Origin of the sequence: Serratia sp. CY81684, assembly GCF_052166595.1 — a bacterium.
GTDB lineage: Bacteria > Pseudomonadota > Gammaproteobacteria > Enterobacterales > Enterobacteriaceae > Serratia > Serratia nematodiphila.
Window position 1 is genome coordinate 1397644 of record NZ_JBJNOO010000003.1, and the last position, 14773, is coordinate 1412416.

At 59.8% G+C, this 14773-nt stretch carries 10 protein-coding genes; 5 read left to right on the forward strand and 5 right to left on the reverse strand.

Features of this window, described 5'->3' with window-relative positions; genetic code table 11:
• Positions 1 to 20: 20 nt before the first annotated feature.
• The gene (locus ACJ8QF_RS14550; protein ID WP_442537620.1) at positions 21 to 1397 is read left to right on the forward strand and encodes a cation diffusion facilitator family transporter; all 1377 of its coding nucleotides are present in this window, start codon (positions 21 to 23) and stop codon (positions 1395 to 1397) included.
• On the opposite strand, the gene ACJ8QF_RS14555 is transcribed toward ACJ8QF_RS14550, so the two are convergent.
• Positions 1340 to 2185 (reverse strand): inositol monophosphatase family protein, encoded by an 846-nt coding sequence (locus ACJ8QF_RS14555; protein WP_442537621.1) that lies wholly within the window; start codon positions 2183 to 2185, stop codon positions 1340 to 1342. The genes ACJ8QF_RS14550 and ACJ8QF_RS14555 overlap by 58 nt on opposite strands.
• Before the next feature lie 179 nt (positions 2186 to 2364).
• On the opposite strand from ACJ8QF_RS14555, the gene ACJ8QF_RS14560 reads away from it, so the two are divergent.
• Together ACJ8QF_RS14560 and ACJ8QF_RS14565 are read left to right on the forward strand one after the other, a co-directional pair.
• Positions 2365 to 5469, forward strand: a complete 3105-nt coding sequence (locus ACJ8QF_RS14560) for an efflux RND transporter permease subunit (protein ID WP_442537622.1) — start codon at positions 2365 to 2367, stop codon at positions 5467 to 5469.
• Positions 5470 to 5492: 23 nt separating this feature from the next.
• Positions 5493 to 6125 (forward strand): TetR/AcrR family transcriptional regulator, encoded by a 633-nt coding sequence (locus ACJ8QF_RS14565; RefSeq protein ID WP_227414461.1) that lies wholly within the window; start codon positions 5493 to 5495, stop codon positions 6123 to 6125.
• Here ACJ8QF_RS14565 and ACJ8QF_RS14570 read toward each other — a convergent pair.
• Positions 6115 to 6540, reverse strand: coding sequence for a GNAT family N-acetyltransferase (locus tag ACJ8QF_RS14570; protein WP_442537623.1), 426 nt, complete (start codon positions 6538 to 6540; stop codon positions 6115 to 6117). The genes ACJ8QF_RS14565 and ACJ8QF_RS14570 overlap by 11 nt on opposite strands.
• Before the next feature lie 47 nt (positions 6541 to 6587).
• Positions 6588 to 8318 carry an ABC-F family ATP-binding cassette domain-containing protein gene (locus ACJ8QF_RS14575; protein ID WP_442537624.1) on the reverse strand — a complete coding sequence of 577 codons (1731 nt, stop codon included), beginning with the start codon at positions 8316 to 8318 and terminating at the stop codon, positions 6588 to 6590.
• Between the two features lie 449 nt (positions 8319 to 8767).
• On the opposite strand from ACJ8QF_RS14575, the gene ACJ8QF_RS14580 reads away from it, so the two are divergent.
• Complete coding sequence (locus ACJ8QF_RS14580) at positions 8768 to 11197, forward strand: DUF3772 domain-containing protein (RefSeq protein WP_442537625.1); 2430 nt, start codon at positions 8768 to 8770, stop codon at positions 11195 to 11197.
• A gap of 49 nt (positions 11198 to 11246) precedes the next feature.
• Here ACJ8QF_RS14580 and ACJ8QF_RS14585 read toward each other — a convergent pair whose 3' ends face one another.
• Positions 11247 to 11429: a hypothetical protein gene (locus tag ACJ8QF_RS14585; RefSeq protein WP_004938091.1), complete on the reverse strand. Its 183-nt coding sequence runs from the start codon at positions 11427 to 11429 to the stop codon at positions 11247 to 11249.
• Between the two features lie 114 nt (positions 11430 to 11543).
• On the opposite strand from ACJ8QF_RS14585, the gene ACJ8QF_RS14590 reads away from it, so the two are divergent.
• Positions 11544 to 12392: an alpha/beta fold hydrolase gene (locus tag ACJ8QF_RS14590; protein WP_197753145.1), complete on the forward strand. Its 849-nt coding sequence runs from the start codon at positions 11544 to 11546 to the stop codon at positions 12390 to 12392.
• Between the two features lie 4 nt (positions 12393 to 12396).
• Here ACJ8QF_RS14590 and ACJ8QF_RS14595 read toward each other — a convergent pair whose 3' ends face one another.
• Positions 12397 to 14535: a TonB-dependent siderophore receptor gene (locus ACJ8QF_RS14595; RefSeq protein WP_442537626.1), complete on the reverse strand. Its 2139-nt coding sequence runs from the start codon at positions 14533 to 14535 to the stop codon at positions 12397 to 12399.
• Positions 14536 to 14773 lie beyond the last annotated feature (238 nt).

Consider the following 14773-nt stretch of genomic DNA (forward strand, 5'->3'; position numbering starts at 1 on the left):
GTCCGAATGTGAGCAGCATCATGCAAAATGAAAAACAGGCCGTGGCCAGAAACTCGATGATCGCCAGCGGGTTGCTGGCCACGGGCAAATTCGTCGCCGGCATTTTTACCGGCAGTATTGGCCTGATATCCGAAGGGATCCACTCTTTCACCGATTTTATCGCCACCAGCATCACCTGGCTGGCGGTGCGCATCAGCGATAAACCCGCCGATGACGATCACCACTTCGGCCACGGCAAGGTGGAAAACCTGGCGGCGCTGTTCGAGGTGTTGCTGTTGCTCGGCGCCGCCAGTTGGATCGTCTACGAGGCGGGCAGCAGCCTGCTTGGGCAGCCGCATGAGATCGTCGCGGCGCCGGTGGTGATCGCGGTGCTGCTGATTTCCATCTGCGTCGATTTTTTCCGCGTGCGGGCGCTCAATCGCGTCGCCAAGGCGACCGACAGCGCGGCGCTGGAGGCGGATGCGCTGCATTTCTTCTCCGACATGCTTTCGTCCGGCGTGGTGCTGCTGGGCATGGTGTTTGTGCTGCTGGGCTTTGGCCGTGCGGACGCCATCGCCGCGCTGATCGTCGCCGGTTTTATCTTGGTCGCGGCAATCAAACTGGGTAAACGCTCCTTCGACTCGCTGATGGATGCCGCGCCGGCCGGAGCCACCGAGGCGATTCGCGCCACGCTGGACAGCTTCCCGGCGGTGCTGGCCTGCGACAGCGTGCGCATTCGCAACGCCGGCGCCGTACTGTTTGTCGAGATCACGGTGGCGGTGTGCCGCACCTTGCCGCTGGAGCGCATCGATGCGCTCAAGCGAGAAATCGTCGAACGACTGCGGGAGCAGCATGCCAAGGCGGAGTTTACCGTCATCGCGGTGCCGCAGACCCGCAGCGACGAAGACATGGCGACGCGCATTCGGGCGATCGCCGCCAATCACGGCGCGCAGGTGCAGAATGTCACCTTGCAGCAGTTGCCGACGCACATGGCGATCGGCATGGATCTGGCGGTGCCGGCCAACGCCAGCGTGGCGCAGGCGCATGAAATCGCCACGGAGATAGAAGGGATCCTGCGTCAGGCGATCGGCGAGGACACCGAGATAGAGACCCATCTGGAGCCGCAGACGCCGCACTGGCTGGCCAGCGAGGATGTTTCCGCCGCCGAGCTGGCCGATATCCGGCTGATTTTGCAGTCGGCGCTGGAGCAGGGGGATAAGGTGCAAGACGTCCATAACATCCGGGCGCGCAGAACCGACGGCGGCATCATCGTCAACTTCCACTGCCGGGTGTCGCCGGCGGTAACCATCGCCGCCGCGCACGATGCGGTCGATCGGGTCGAGCGGCGGCTGCGCGCGCTTTATCCGGCCATCTCACGCGCGATAGGGCACGTCGAGCCGATCAAGCCCGGCGTTTGAATCAGCTCGGCCAATTGCGGATAGAGCGCCGCGTTGGCCAGCAGCAGCGGGTTGCCGCGTCGCAGCCCGTTGTGGTGCATAAAGTCATTCGCCACGCCGCCGGCTTCGCGCGTCAGCACCAGCCCAGGCAGGCTGTCCCAGGCGTTCATATGCGGTTCGTAATAGCCTAGCAGGCGCCCGGCGGCCACCTGGGCGGTCATCAACGCGCCGGAGCCGCTGCGCACGAACATGCCGCCCGCCTGCAGCAGGCGACAGAGAAAACCGCTGAATTCCGCCGCCGAGGCGCGCGGTGATATCCCGACGCCCATCACGCCATCCGCGACGCTGCGCCCGGCATGCACGCCGATCGGTTCCCCGTTGAGGAAAGCGCCTTGGCCACGGCAGGCGCGGAACATCTCGCGGTGGTTGGGATCGTAGACCACGCCGATCGTTGGCTCGCCGTCGATCACCACGCCTATCGCGATACACCAGGTATGCAGCCCGTTCAGGAAGCAGGCGGTGCCGTCAATCGGATCGACCACCCAAATACAGGCGGCATTATCGCCGCTGCCGCCGCTCTCTTCGCCGAGAAACCCATCCAGGGGAAACCGACGGTTGATCATACGGCGGATCAGCGCCTCGACGCGGCGATCGGCTTCGCTGACCACGTCCTGCAGGCCCTGTTTAAACTCGATGGCCAGACTCTGCCGGCGTTGATAAAAGCTGAAGGCGAGATCGGCGGCGGCGCGGGCGATCTCACGCGCGAAGCGGTAGCGCGCCTCGATGTCCCGTGGAGAGAGTGACGTCATGGCAGGCAGTATTCCAAACAAAGTTTAGTGTGCAGGGTGCCATAGTCAGATGACAATACGGTGTCTATTCCTGCTTGATTTCAGGTTTGATTTAATTTATTTACTTTACTGTAAAGTAAATTTAATTATTAAACGTACCATCAAAGCATCCGTCAGCAAGATAATCAGAGGGGTCAGGCATGCTAGCGCATTTTTTCATCTTTCGACCGGTGTTTGCGGCCGTGCTGGCCATCTGCATTATGGCAGCGGGTGCTCTGGCGCTCTGGACATTGCCGATTGAGCAATATCCCGACATCGCGCCACCTGGTGTCACGGTGACAGCCAATTACCCCGGTGCTTCGGCCAAAACGGTAGAGGACAGCGTGACTCAGATTATCGAACAACAAATTAAAGGCATCGATGGCCTGTTGTATTTCTCATCAACCAGCAGTTCGGCGGGCCAGGCTCGCATCAGCCTTAGCTTCGAACAACAAACCGATCCGGACATTGCTCAGGTTCAAGTGCAAAATGCGGTCAATCAAGCAACGTCGCGATTGCCGCAAGAAGTGCAGCAGCAAGGCATCACTGTGACTAAATCGCAGGGTGATAGCCTAATGGTGGTTGCCTTGTACGACACGCAAGGCCGTATGGACAGCGTTGATATCAATGATTTTCTGGTCAGTTCGCTGCAAGACCCGCTGAGCCGGGTGGATGGCGTCGGGGAGACGACGGTGTTTGGTGCCCAATATGCTATGCGCATTTGGCTCAATCCGATCAAACTGAGCGGCTATGGTTTGATGCCGTCTGACGTGCAGGTCGCCATAGAAGCGCAAAATGCCCAGGTCACCAGCGGTGAGATCGGAGCCTTGCCTACGATAGAAGGCCAGTCGTTGAACGCGACCGTGACCGCACAATCGCGGCTGGAAACGCCGGAACAGTTTGAGGATATTATTCTGCGTACCAATACCGACGGTTCGGCGGTGTATTTGCGCGATGTTGCTCGTGTTGAAATCGGGGCGGAAAACTATCAAAACCAAACGCGCCTCAATGGTCACCCGGCGGCGGGTATTTCGATTCAGTTGGCTTCCGGCGCCAATGCGCTGGAGGTGGCAGAGCGGGTACGGGCCGAAGTGAATCGCAGGGCCCCGCAGTTTCCACCGGGGTTGCAGGTGGCTTATCCACGAGACAGCACGCCGTTCGTACTGGTTTCCATTGAAGGCGTCGTACAAACGCTGTTGGAAGCGATCGCGCTAGTGATTGTGGTGATGTATCTGTTTTTGCAAAATTGGCGCGCCACGTTGATCCCCACCATTACGGTACCCGTAGTGTTGCTCGGCACTTTCGGTGTTTTGGCGCTGTTGGGTTACAGCGTAAACACCTTGACACTGTTCGCCATGGTGCTCGCGATCGGCCTGTTGGTAGATGACGCGATTGTGGTGGTTGAAAATGTTGAGCGCGTGATGGAGGAGGCGCAATTGCCACCGCGCGAGGCGACGTTGCTTTCGATGCGGGAGATCAATGGCGCTCTGATCGGCATCGCGCTGGTACTTTCGGCGGTATTTATTCCAATGGCATTTTTCGGCGGTTCAACCGGGATGATCTACCGACAGTTTTCCATCACGCTGGTCGCGGCTATGGTGCTGTCGGTTTTAGTTGCGTTGACCTTGACGCCGGCACTGTGTGCCGGTTTGCTGAAACCGCCGGTGCACCGGCCGCGCAGCCGTTTTTTTCGCGGCTTTAACCGCCTGGTGGAATACGGGCAGCGGCGTTATGGACTGGGATTGAACCATGTGATGGCGCGCAAGGGGCGTTTTTGCCTGTTGGCGCTGCTGCTGGTTAGTTTCATGATCTGGCAATATCTGCGTATGCCTACCGGTTTTCTCCCGGTTGAGGATCAGGGCTCGGTAATGGTCCAGTTTTCTCTGCCGCCAGGTGCCCCGATGGCCAGAACGCAACAGACTGCTGACGCTATCGCCGACTATTTCATGACCGCCGAGCGGGACAACCTGAATGTAATTTTCATGGTTGTCGGGCGCAATAACGCCGGCAGTGGTCAGAATGTCGGTATGGCGTTTGCCGAACTGAAACATTGGTCGCTACGCAGCGGTGATGAAAATAACGCGCAGGCGATTATTAGCCGCGCCAATCGCCATTTCAAAAGCTATCGTGACGCGCAAATCAATGTGTTGTCGCCGCCGGCGGTGCGCGGGTTGGGGCAGTCCAGTGGATTTGAATTGTGGTTACAAGATCAAAACGGCGTCGGGCATGACGCGCTGCAAGCTGCTCAGAGGCAGGTGATCGCCGCCGCTACCGAAGATCCGTTGTTAACGGCGGTGCGCATACACGGCCTCGAAGATAAAGCGCAATTGCAGGTCGATATCGACCAGCAAAAAGCTAGCGCACAAGGGCTGCAGCAGGCTGACATCACCAACACGCTTTCTGCCGCATGGGGAGGCGCTTATATTAACGATTTTATCGATCGCGGCCGCGTGAAGCGGGTCTACATGCAGGGGGATGCGGCCTGGCGCTCGGTGCCGGATGATATCGATAGTTGGTTTGTACGTGGTGAAAGCGGCAGCATGGCGTCCTTTGCCAGCTTCGCGACTACGCGTTGGCTCTCAGGCCCACAAATGCTTCAGCGCTTTAACGGGCTGTCGGCCACGCAGTTACAGGGGGCGGCAGCCGAGGGAGAAAGCTCCGGCACCGCGATGGCGCGTATGCAGAGTATCATCGGCGATATAGACGGCTACCGCCTTGAGTGGAGTGGGCTCTCATATCAGGAGCAATTGGCCGCCGGGCAAACACTGGTGGTGTATCTAGCCTCGGTGTTGTTCATTTTCCTCTGTCTTGCCGCGCTGTATGAGAGTTGGTCTATTCCGTTGTCTGTGATGCTGATCATTCCCCTCGGGATTATCGGAGCCGTTGTTGCCGCACGCCTTGCGGGGTATGAAAACAATATTTACTTCCAGGTGGGAATGTTGACGACGATTGGTCTGGCGGCGAAAAACGCGATCCTGATCGTCGAGTTTGTTGAAACACAGCTAAAAACGGGATCCGCTTTGTTGCAGGCGACATTGGAAGGGGCGCGATTGCGTCTGCGGCCCATCGTGATGACTTCATTGGCGTTTGTCGCTGGTGTAATCCCGCTGGCGCTTTCTGTCGGTGCCGGGGCCGCCAGCCGGCGCGAAATCGGTATTGCTGTGATAGGCGGCATGATTTCTGGCACACTGCTGACATTATTGTTCGTACCGCTGTTTTTTGTTCTGACTAAACAAGGGTTGGCACGACTTAAAGCGCGAAAATGAGCCTCTGGGCAGGGGGAGATAATATGATCAACCGTCAACCGGGAAGGCCGATGAAGGCCAGGCCCCGGATACTGGAAACCGCCAGCGTTCTGTTTTTGCAGCAGGGCTTGGACATCTCTTTGGACGAGATAGCCAACGAGGCGGGAACCACCCGTCAAACCTTATACAATCATTTCCCGAGCAAGGATGCCTTGGTGTTGGAGACGTTCAACCATCTTATCGAAAAGATGCAGCCGCCAATTGCCACCATTCTGACACAGGAGAGTGTGGATTTACCGCAGGTGTTGGCACGTTTCGCCTCGGTGGTTCAGGCGCATTTTTTCAGCGTTGAGAACGTGCATTTTCAGCGGTTGCTGGTGCAACTGCTGTTGCAGAAACCTGAGTTGTACGCCACTTTGCGCGAACGCAATGCCGGGCGAGTGCTTCAGGCGTTAGCGAGGATATTGGAACAGGCGCGGCAGCATGGGCAAATCCAATTTGTCCATGCGCAGCCGCAGGCGATGGCATTTCTGGGCGCGGTTATGGGGTATCCATTGCCCGCGGTTTTGCTATCCGACCAGTGGCCGACGCCGGAACAATTGCAACACATGACCGAAGCGGCTATCACCGCGTTTCTTTTGGCCTGGCAATATTCGCCGTCTGCCATTACCGAATAACGAAAGAGAACGTGAGCCTGGTGCTTTGTTGCATATGTAGAGCCTCGGCTGGTATCGCCGCCCGCCAAAACGCCAGCCCGCGCGCATTATCCTGGCTGACCGACAGCGACCAACCGCCGGGATGCTGCGCGAACAAGGCGCGGGCAGCCTGTTGTCCCAGCCCGTTGCGTCGCCATTCGGGCTTGATGTAGAACTCCGCCATTTCGACGGTGGCGCTATCGAGACGCCTGACCAACGCGAACCCGGCCGTTTGCCGATCGCTCAACATCAAATAGGGGTAGCGGCCGGCCTCGCGCCAGTAGAGCGGCAAATAGGGGTAATCCCCATCGACGCCCAGCTCGCGCAGGCAATCGGACAGCATGGCCGCCAGCAGCGGGCGCTGCGCGAGTGAGGCTTGCTCAAGGGAAAATGCCATGTCGCACTCCGTCAAAAAACAGGCCGCCGGATGGCGGCCTGTCAAGGCTAGCCCAGACTCAACCGGGCGGTGATGTCGGCAATCTCGCGGCGCCAGCGCGCCTGAAGCTCCAGTTTCTGGTGCTTCGGCTTGCGCGCCAGGTCGGCCTCCAGTTTGCTTTCGAGGGCAAAAAGGGCGGTCAGCAACGCCTCTTCGCCTTCCAACTGCGGGTTTGGCGTAGGGGCGTCTGCGTTGGCCTCGTGCGCCGTCGCCAGCGCCGGCGTTTCACCCGCCAGACGCTGGTACACCGGCGCCAGATCGTGCCACTCCTCCAGTTTTTGTTGGTCTATCAGCCAAAAGCGGTTGCAGCTCTGTTCGATCAGCATCCGATCGTGGGTGACCAGCATGACGGCGCCGGGGAACTGACGCAGCGTTTCCGCCAACTCCTCTTTGCCCGCCATATCCAGGTGGTTGGTGGGCTCGTCCAGCAGCAGCAACGAATGGTTGGCCAGCGTCAGGCCGACAAACAGCAACCGTGAACGCTCGCCGCCGCTCAGCGAACGGATCTGCTGATGGTGGCGCAGGTAAGGGAACCCGGCGCCGATCAGCGCCATTTTCCGCTGTTCCTCGGTCAGCGGCGCAAACTGCGCCAGCGCTTCGCTCAACGTGTCTTCATCGCGCAGCTGTTGCAGGCTCTGATCGTAATAGCCGATGCGCACGCGCGGATGGAACAGCGCCGGGCGCTGCGTTTGTTGCTGATACTCGCGCCACAGCAGGCGCAACAGCGACGATTTGCCGCAGCCGTTGCGCCCGACGATGGCGATGCGATCGCCGCTTTTCACGCGCAGATGTTCCAGGCTGAACAGCACCGGCGCATCAGGCGCCGGGCGCACCGCCCAGTGCGGCAGCGCCAGCAGGCGATCGGCGTCCAGCGCTTCTCCCTGCAGCCGCAGCCGCCAAGGGCTGCCGGCGGTCAGAGTGGTCTGTTCTTCCTTCAACCGATCGACGCGCTTCTCCATTTGCTTGGCCTTGCGCGCCAGATCTTCGTTGTCGTAGACCTTGCCCCAGGTCGCCAGGCGCTTGGCGCTTTTTTCCACCCGGTCGATTTCCTTTTGCTCGGCCTGTCGCCGCTGTTCGTCCGCAGCGTCCTGTTCCGCCAGCGCGGTGCGTGCCGCAGAGCAGGGCAAACGGAAGAACTGCAGCGTTTTGTCGCGCAGGATCCAGGTGCAGTTGGTTACCTGGTCGAGCAGGTAGCGATCGTGCGACACCAGCACGAAGCTGCCGGTCCAGTTACGCAAGAACTGTTCCAGCCACAGCAGCGTGGGCAGGTCCAGGTGGTTGCTGGGTTCGTCGAGCAGCAGCAGATCGGGTTGGCGGATCAACGCGCGCGCCAACAGCAGCCGCGTATGCTGGCCGCCGCTGAGGGTGCCGGCGGTCAACGTCCAGCTCTCTGGTTCAAACCCCAGCTCGGCCAGTAGCGCTTCGCAGCGCCAGCGTTCGCTGAGGTGTTGGCCCGCAGGGAGCCGCGCCAGAACCGCATCCAGCAGGGTGCTGGCGTGCAGCTCCGGCGGCAGATGCTGCTCGATGCGCGCCATCAGACATTGATGTGACAATGTCACCGTTCCGGTGTGCGCAGGCAGGTCGCCGCTGAGAATTTGCAGCAGGGTGCTTTTGCCGCAGCCGTTATCGCCGATCAAACCGATGCGGTCGCCTTTTTTCAGGCTGAAGGAAATCTCGCTCAGCAGGACGCCGAACGCGTTGTCGTAACCGACAGATTGTGCAGACAGTAATGTGCTCATTGCTTACTCAAGAATTACAGGCATGACAATGCCTATCGTCAAACATTGCTGACGACAACCCGGTAAGCCGGAGGGAAGATCCTGGATTTAGTAAGCTTCGCTCAAGCTGGGTTATCGCCGCGCGATACCGGTAATGCTTGAGCGGCGACGATTACCAAAGAAGTGTGAGTGAAAAACCAATTCACACGTCAGCATAGTAAGTCTCCTTTTATTGGTTGCAGGTTAATCGGTGGCTGGATTATAGAGCGCTTCATGCCGTATCGCCAGTGTAAAAGCGCCTGAATAATCAGCAAGCTAAGGCGAGCGCGGGCGCGTGGCACACAATGGGAATAATTACTGTATTTCGGCCGACATTAAGCAGCTATTATAATTAGCGTTTATGGTTAAGCGACGGTTCATCCGCCGCCTGTTCGTCTGTCTATCAGATAATGATGCTGAGCACTGAATTTATGTTAAAGCCTCGCCCGTTCCTGCTGTTGTTATTATTGCTGTTGGGTATGCAACTGACGCCGTTCGCCGCCGTCGCCGCCCCCCAGGATGATCCCGCCGCCGAAAGCGCGCCCGATCCCGCTACGCAGCTGAAAGCCGCGCAAAAGCAGTTGGACAGCATGAAGCAGCTGGTTTCCAAAGCGACGACCGACACCCAGCTCAGCAAGCTGCGGTTGGCGACGGACGATCTGGTCGCCAGCATGGATAAATTGTCCGCCGATCTGCAGCCGGTGCAGGAAAAACTGCAGGCGCAGCTGGACGTGCTGGGGCCGGCCCCGGCGGCCGGCGCGCTGCCGGAAACCCCGGCCGTCGCCCAGCAGCGCAATGCGCTGAACAGCAGCAAGAAGCAGTTGGACGATGCGGTAAAACGCGCGCAGGCCATCAAGACCAGCGCCTTCGATCTGGGCCAGCAGATCAGCGATCTGCGCCGGGTGGCGTTCAAAACCCAGCTGGCGCTGAACACCGGCAGCATTTTGGGCGTCAAATTCTGGACGCCGGTCGTGCAGCCGTCAGCGGATGACGTGCAGCGGCTGGACCAGTTCAACGCCGAGATGAAAGCGGCCTGGGACGCCAGTTGGCAGGACGAATGGCGGTACGGCACGCTGGCGTTGCTGGCGCTGGCGGTGATCGTCTGGTCCTGGGGGCGCTATTTGTCCGAGCGTTTCCTCGCCTGGGTCAGCATTCGCTTCCTGCCGGACGGGCGCCTGCGCCGCAGCTTTATGGCCATCATCACCGTGGCGGTGACGGTGATCACCACCTCGATTGCGCTGAACCTGCTGTATTACGTCTTTATCCGCGTGCAGCCGCTGCCGATGATGCTGGAAGACTTCGCCGAAGGCTTTAACCGTCTGGGGATTTTCTGCGCGCTGATCGCCGGGCTGGGGCGTGCGGCGCTGTCGCTGAATCGCCCGTCCTGGCGTTTGGCTGCGCTGGACAATGAAGTGGCCGCCGGGCTGCGTTACTTCTCGCCGCTGCTGGCCGGCCTGGCGCTGGCGTTCGGTACTGTGGAGCTGATCAACAACGTCGTCAGCGCCTCATTGGCCACCACCATCTTCGGCAACGGCCTGGTGGCGGGGCTGATCGGCATGGTGCTGCTGGCGGCGCCGCTGCGCGGCCAGCGCATTCGTCGCCGTCTGGAGCAGCAGGGCGCGCACCTGGAAAAACGCACGCTGGTCGGCGGGCTGGTGCACATCGTTACCCTGGTGTGTTCGGTGGTGATCCTGCTTTCACTGCTCGTGGGCTATATCGCTTTCGCCCGCTTCCTGACCTACCAGCTGATCTGGGTGGTGCTGGTGCTGATGGCGTTCTACTTCATGGTGCTGTTCGCCACTGACCTGTGCGCCGCGCTGTTTTCGCCGCAGACCGTCAGCGGCAAGATGCTGAAGAAAACGCTCAGCTTCAAGGATCGCCATCTGGAGCAGGTGGCGATCATCACCACCGCGCTGGCCAAATGTTCACTGTTGCTGTTGATGATCGTCGCGTTGTTCAACGGCTCGTTCGGCAGCACCACGCCGGGCTCGCTGATGGAGAAAATCGTCTCCATCCTGACCGGCGAAGGCTTGCAGCGTTTCAACATCGTGCCCGGCAACCTGCTCAACGCCGTGATCTGCCTGGCGATCGGCATCTACATCCTGCGGGCGGTGCGGCGCTGGCTGGGCTCTGAGCTGCTGCCGAAGACCATTTCGGACGTCGGCATTCGCGCCTCGCTGGTGACGCTGTTCAGCAATATCGGCTATGTGCTGGTCATTCTGATCACCCTGGCGGCGCTGGGCATCCAGTGGAGCAACCTGGCGTGGATCGTCAGCGCCCTGTCGGTCGGTATCGGTTTCGGTTTGCAGGAGATTGTGAAGAACTTTATTTCCGGCCTGATCCTGCTGACCGAACGCCCGGTGAAGGTCGGGGATATGATCGGCATCGGCGGCGTGGAAGGCGACGTGCGGCGCATCAACGTGCGCGCCACCGAAATCCAGCTCAGCGACCGTTCCACCATGATCGTACCGAACTCACAGCTGATCTCGCAGAACGTGCGTAACGCCACCATGGGCAACGCGCAAGGCGTGGTGACCATCGCGCTGACGTTCCCGACCTCGATCGATCCGGAGCAGGTGCGCAATATCTTGCTCAGCGCTTACAACGAGTACGAAACCATTCTGGAGACGCCGGCACCTTACGTGCGCTTCAGCCAACTGGGGCCGGACGGCATTATCCTGAGCGTGACCGGCTATGTGCCGAGCCCGCGCATGGTCGGCGCCACCAAGAGCGAACTGCTGTTCAATATCCTCAAGCTGCTGCGCGCGCAGGAAGTGAGCCTGTCCAGCCCGCAGGAGGTGGTGTTCATGAAGCAGCAGGCGACGCGATATCAGGCCAATGAAGAGGAGCACTCCTCCTAGTACCGGTTTGAGGCGGCGGGCCGTTAAGCGACGGCCCGCCGAACGCGGCCTAGTACATCGATGGTTCCACCGATTGCGAGCAGTCGCTGTTGGCGCTGGATTTGGTGCAGGTGTAAGGTTCATTTGGCGATGCCGAAGGCGCATTCGATGGGCCGCCGCCTCCGCCGATACAACCGCTCAGCATCAACGTCAAAAACACGAGAATTATCTTCTTCATCTCACCGTCCTCCATTGCGATTCCTCCTTTAAGTATATGCCGGGAAAGCGAACGGCACCGCTTGCCACTGCGAACTATACTCCCTGGATGCCGTATTGATGCTCAACCTCGGCGAATGAGGGGAGAAAGATGCAAACCGACGACGATTTGACCCGTTTTGCCGCGCAGGGCGCGCCGCCGTTGCCGCCCGGTTCCAGGCAGGGCTTTGTCGAACACGACGGCGCGCACATCTGGTATGCGGCCTATGGCGCTGCTCCGACGCTGATCCTGTTGCACGGCGGCCTGGGCCACAGCGGCAACTGGGGGTATCAACTGCCGGCGCTGCTGGCCGCCGGGTATGGCGTGCTGGTCATCGACAGCCGCGGGCACGGGCGCAGCACGCGCGACGCGCGGCCATACCGTTACGCTCGGATGGCCGATGATCTGTTGGCGGTGATGGCGGCGTTGCAAATACCCCACGCCGCGCTGGCGGGCTGGAGCGACGGTGCCTGCGTCGCGCTCATCGCCGCCCATCGGGCGCCCGAGCGGGTGGACGGCGTCTTTTTCTTCGGTTGCAATATGGATGCCAGCGGGGTTAAACCGCCGCCGTCCAGTCTGCTCGTCGAGCGTTGCTTTGCGCGCCATGCGCAGGACTATGCCGCCTTGTCACCGACGCCGGAGGATTTCGCTCCCTTCGTCTCCGCCGTAAGCCTGATGATGAGCAGCCAGCCGAACTATACCGCGCAGGAATTGGCGACCATTCGCGTGCCGGTGACGGTTGTGCACAGCGAACACGATGAGTTTATCCGCGCCGAACATGCCGCCTATCTTAGCCGCAGCATTCCCGGCGCCCGTTTGACGACGCTGCCGGGTGTCAGCCATTTCGCGCCGCTGCAGCGGCCCGCGCTGTTCAACCGCGCGTTGCTGGATTTTCTTGCCGATGTGATGTGCCGCAGCCGGCGCAAAGAAAACGGGCGCCAAACGGCGCCCAAGGCATGACAGGTTAGAAATCGACCGTCGCCTGCAGGCTCAGGCTGCGCGGTTCACCCTCAATCACGCGTAAATTACCGGCGCTGGAGGCATAGTACTCGCGGTTGAACAGGTTTTTCACATTCAGTTTCAGCTGGGTATGTTTCCCAAGCAGCTTGCTGTCCCAGGCGACAAAGGCATCCGCCACGGTATAGGCCGGCATGGTGAAACTGTTCTCCGGATCGCCGGCGCGGCGACCGACGTAGCGCGCGCCGCCGCCAACGCGCACCTCGCCGGGCACCACCGGCAATGTCATGCGGCGGCTGAGGTACAGGCCGCCCATGTGGGTTGGGGCGTTGACCAGCCGATTGCCGACGTTGTCCGGGTTGAGGTTGTCTTCGACAATTTCGGTCTTGTCGTAGCTGTAGTTGGCGGTGAGATCCCAGTTGCGCGCCACTTCCCCGTTCAACTCCAGTTCGACGCCGGTGGAGCGCGCTTTGGGGATGCTGCGGGTCACGCCGTTGATAAAGATCGACATGTTGCTTTCATCAATGCGATAGAGCGCCAGCGTGGCGTCAAACGCCGGGGTGATCTGCCATTTTCCGCCCACCTCATAGGTGGTGCCGGTTTCCGGCGTGGCGACGTCGCCATTGTCGTCGATGGCGGTGGACGGCGTGAACGAACGGCTGTAATTGCCGTACAGCGACAGGCTCGGCGTTAGCTTATACACCAACCCCGCCTGCGGCAAAAACTGGTCGTCTTTGTCATTGAGCGTATTTTTCGGTTTCTGGAAACCGTTGCTGTTGTTCTGGTAATACGACTGATAGCGCGCGCCCAGCACCGCGATCCATTGATCGGTGAGATGAATGCTGTCCTTGGCGTACAGGGAGCGGCTGAACAGCGTGGCGCGCAGGTTGCTTGACGCGTCGCTGTAAGTGGTGCTGTCGGTGACCGGCGTTTCGCCATACACCGGATCGTACATGTTGAAGGTCTTCGAGATCTTGCCGCGGTAGGAATAGGCCTTGTAGGTCTGATTTTTCTCGTAGTCCACGCCCAGCAGCAGATCGTGCTGCATGCCGAACAGCTGCGGCGAACCGGTCAGATCCCAGGAGTAATAGTGGGTTTGATGATTGAAACCGCGGTTGGCGTCGGCGCGGCGTGAGACGATGCCGGTCGTGGTGTCGACCGCGGTGGCGCGCACTTCGTTACTGTCGTAACGGCGTTGCAGCCAGGCGTAGTTGAAGCGGGTGGTCCAGATCGGATCGAGCGCGTACTCATAATGGGCGTTCAGACGTTTGTTCTTGCCCCAGGCATGGTTCGCGTAGTCATCCAAGCGGCGGTCATAGGGCACATCGACCGGTTTGCCGTCGATAAATGCGGTGCCGCGATCGTAAGGAATGTCGTACTTGTATTCGCTGTAGGCGATGTTAAAGGAAGCCTGGTCGCCGAACCAACTGAGCGAGGGGGCGATCAGCGTGTGTTCGTCGCTGCCGAAATTGCGCCAGTAATCTGCGTGCTGGCGTTCGGCGATCAGGCGAAAGGCGAAGCCGCCGCCCAGCGGGCCGGTCACATCGACGCTGCCGCTGCCGCCGCCAAAACTGTTGGTGGCGCCGCTGATGCGGGTGTTCCAGTCATACTGCGGTTTTTTACCGATCAGATTGATGACGCCGCCGGGGCTGAGGATGCCATACAGCAGCGACGCGGAACCTTTCAGGACCTCGACGCGATCGGTGGTGGCGTCCATGCTCAGCCCTTGGTTGCTGCGCACACCGTCGATGAAGACCGAGCCGTCGGAGTTAACCCCGAATCCGCGCTTGACGAAGCCATCCTCCGTGCCGCCGAGCGTGTTGCCCTGGGTGACGCCGCTGACGAACTTCATCGCCTCATTGACGCTTTTGACCTGGAAGTCGTTAATGACCTGAGAGGTGACGACGCTGACCGATTGCGGCACCTCGGCGAGCGGCGCGGCGGTCTTGCCGGCGGTCGAGGCAGTGTCGGCGCTATAGCTGCCGGAAGGCTGGGCCGCGGCGGTCACCGTAATGGATTCCTCCGTTTTTGCGCCGGGCGCGGCGGCGATCGCCAGCGCGGGGAACAAACCGGCAATCAGGGGCAGCGTGCGAAGAACGTGATTTTTATTTCTTTTAGTGGGGTGGCGAAGAACTGACTGGTGCATATAATTCCATGAAAAAATAATAAATAGTAACGATTATCATTATAATTATCATTTATAGATTTTGAATAGAGGGGGAATGCCGGTATCCCTTCATTGCGCGATTTAATTTTGCCATTAGGGAAAAAGGCGGCGATTTTGCCGGTAAAAAGTCGGATGGATGGCAATAACGATCGCAGTGACGGGAGGGGCGTGGCAGTTTGTTCGCCGGAAGGGTTATTTCTGTCAATATATTGATACA

Coding starts and splice junctions, on each gene's coding strand:
- ACJ8QF_RS14550 (WP_442537620.1), top strand. CDS start 21: ATGCAAAATGAAAAACAGGCCGTGGCCAGAAACTCGATGATCGCCAGC.
- ACJ8QF_RS14555 (WP_442537621.1), bottom strand. CDS start 2,185: ATGACGTCACTCTCTCCACGGGACATCGAGGCGCGCTACCGCTTCGCG.
- ACJ8QF_RS14560 (WP_442537622.1), top strand. CDS start 2,365: ATGCTAGCGCATTTTTTCATCTTTCGACCGGTGTTTGCGGCCGTGCTG.
- ACJ8QF_RS14565 (WP_227414461.1), top strand. CDS start 5,493: ATGATCAACCGTCAACCGGGAAGGCCGATGAAGGCCAGGCCCCGGATA.
- ACJ8QF_RS14570 (WP_442537623.1), bottom strand. CDS start 6,540: ATGGCATTTTCCCTTGAGCAAGCCTCACTCGCGCAGCGCCCGCTGCTG.
- ACJ8QF_RS14575 (WP_442537624.1), bottom strand. CDS start 8,318: ATGAGCACATTACTGTCTGCACAATCTGTCGGTTACGACAACGCGTTC.
- ACJ8QF_RS14580 (WP_442537625.1), top strand. CDS start 8,768: ATGTTAAAGCCTCGCCCGTTCCTGCTGTTGTTATTATTGCTGTTGGGT.
- ACJ8QF_RS14585 (WP_004938091.1), bottom strand. CDS start 11,429: ATGGAGGACGGTGAGATGAAGAAGATAATTCTCGTGTTTTTGACGTTG.
- ACJ8QF_RS14590 (WP_197753145.1), top strand. CDS start 11,544: ATGCAAACCGACGACGATTTGACCCGTTTTGCCGCGCAGGGCGCGCCG.
- ACJ8QF_RS14595 (WP_442537626.1), bottom strand. CDS start 14,535: ATGCACCAGTCAGTTCTTCGCCACCCCACTAAAAGAAATAAAAATCAC.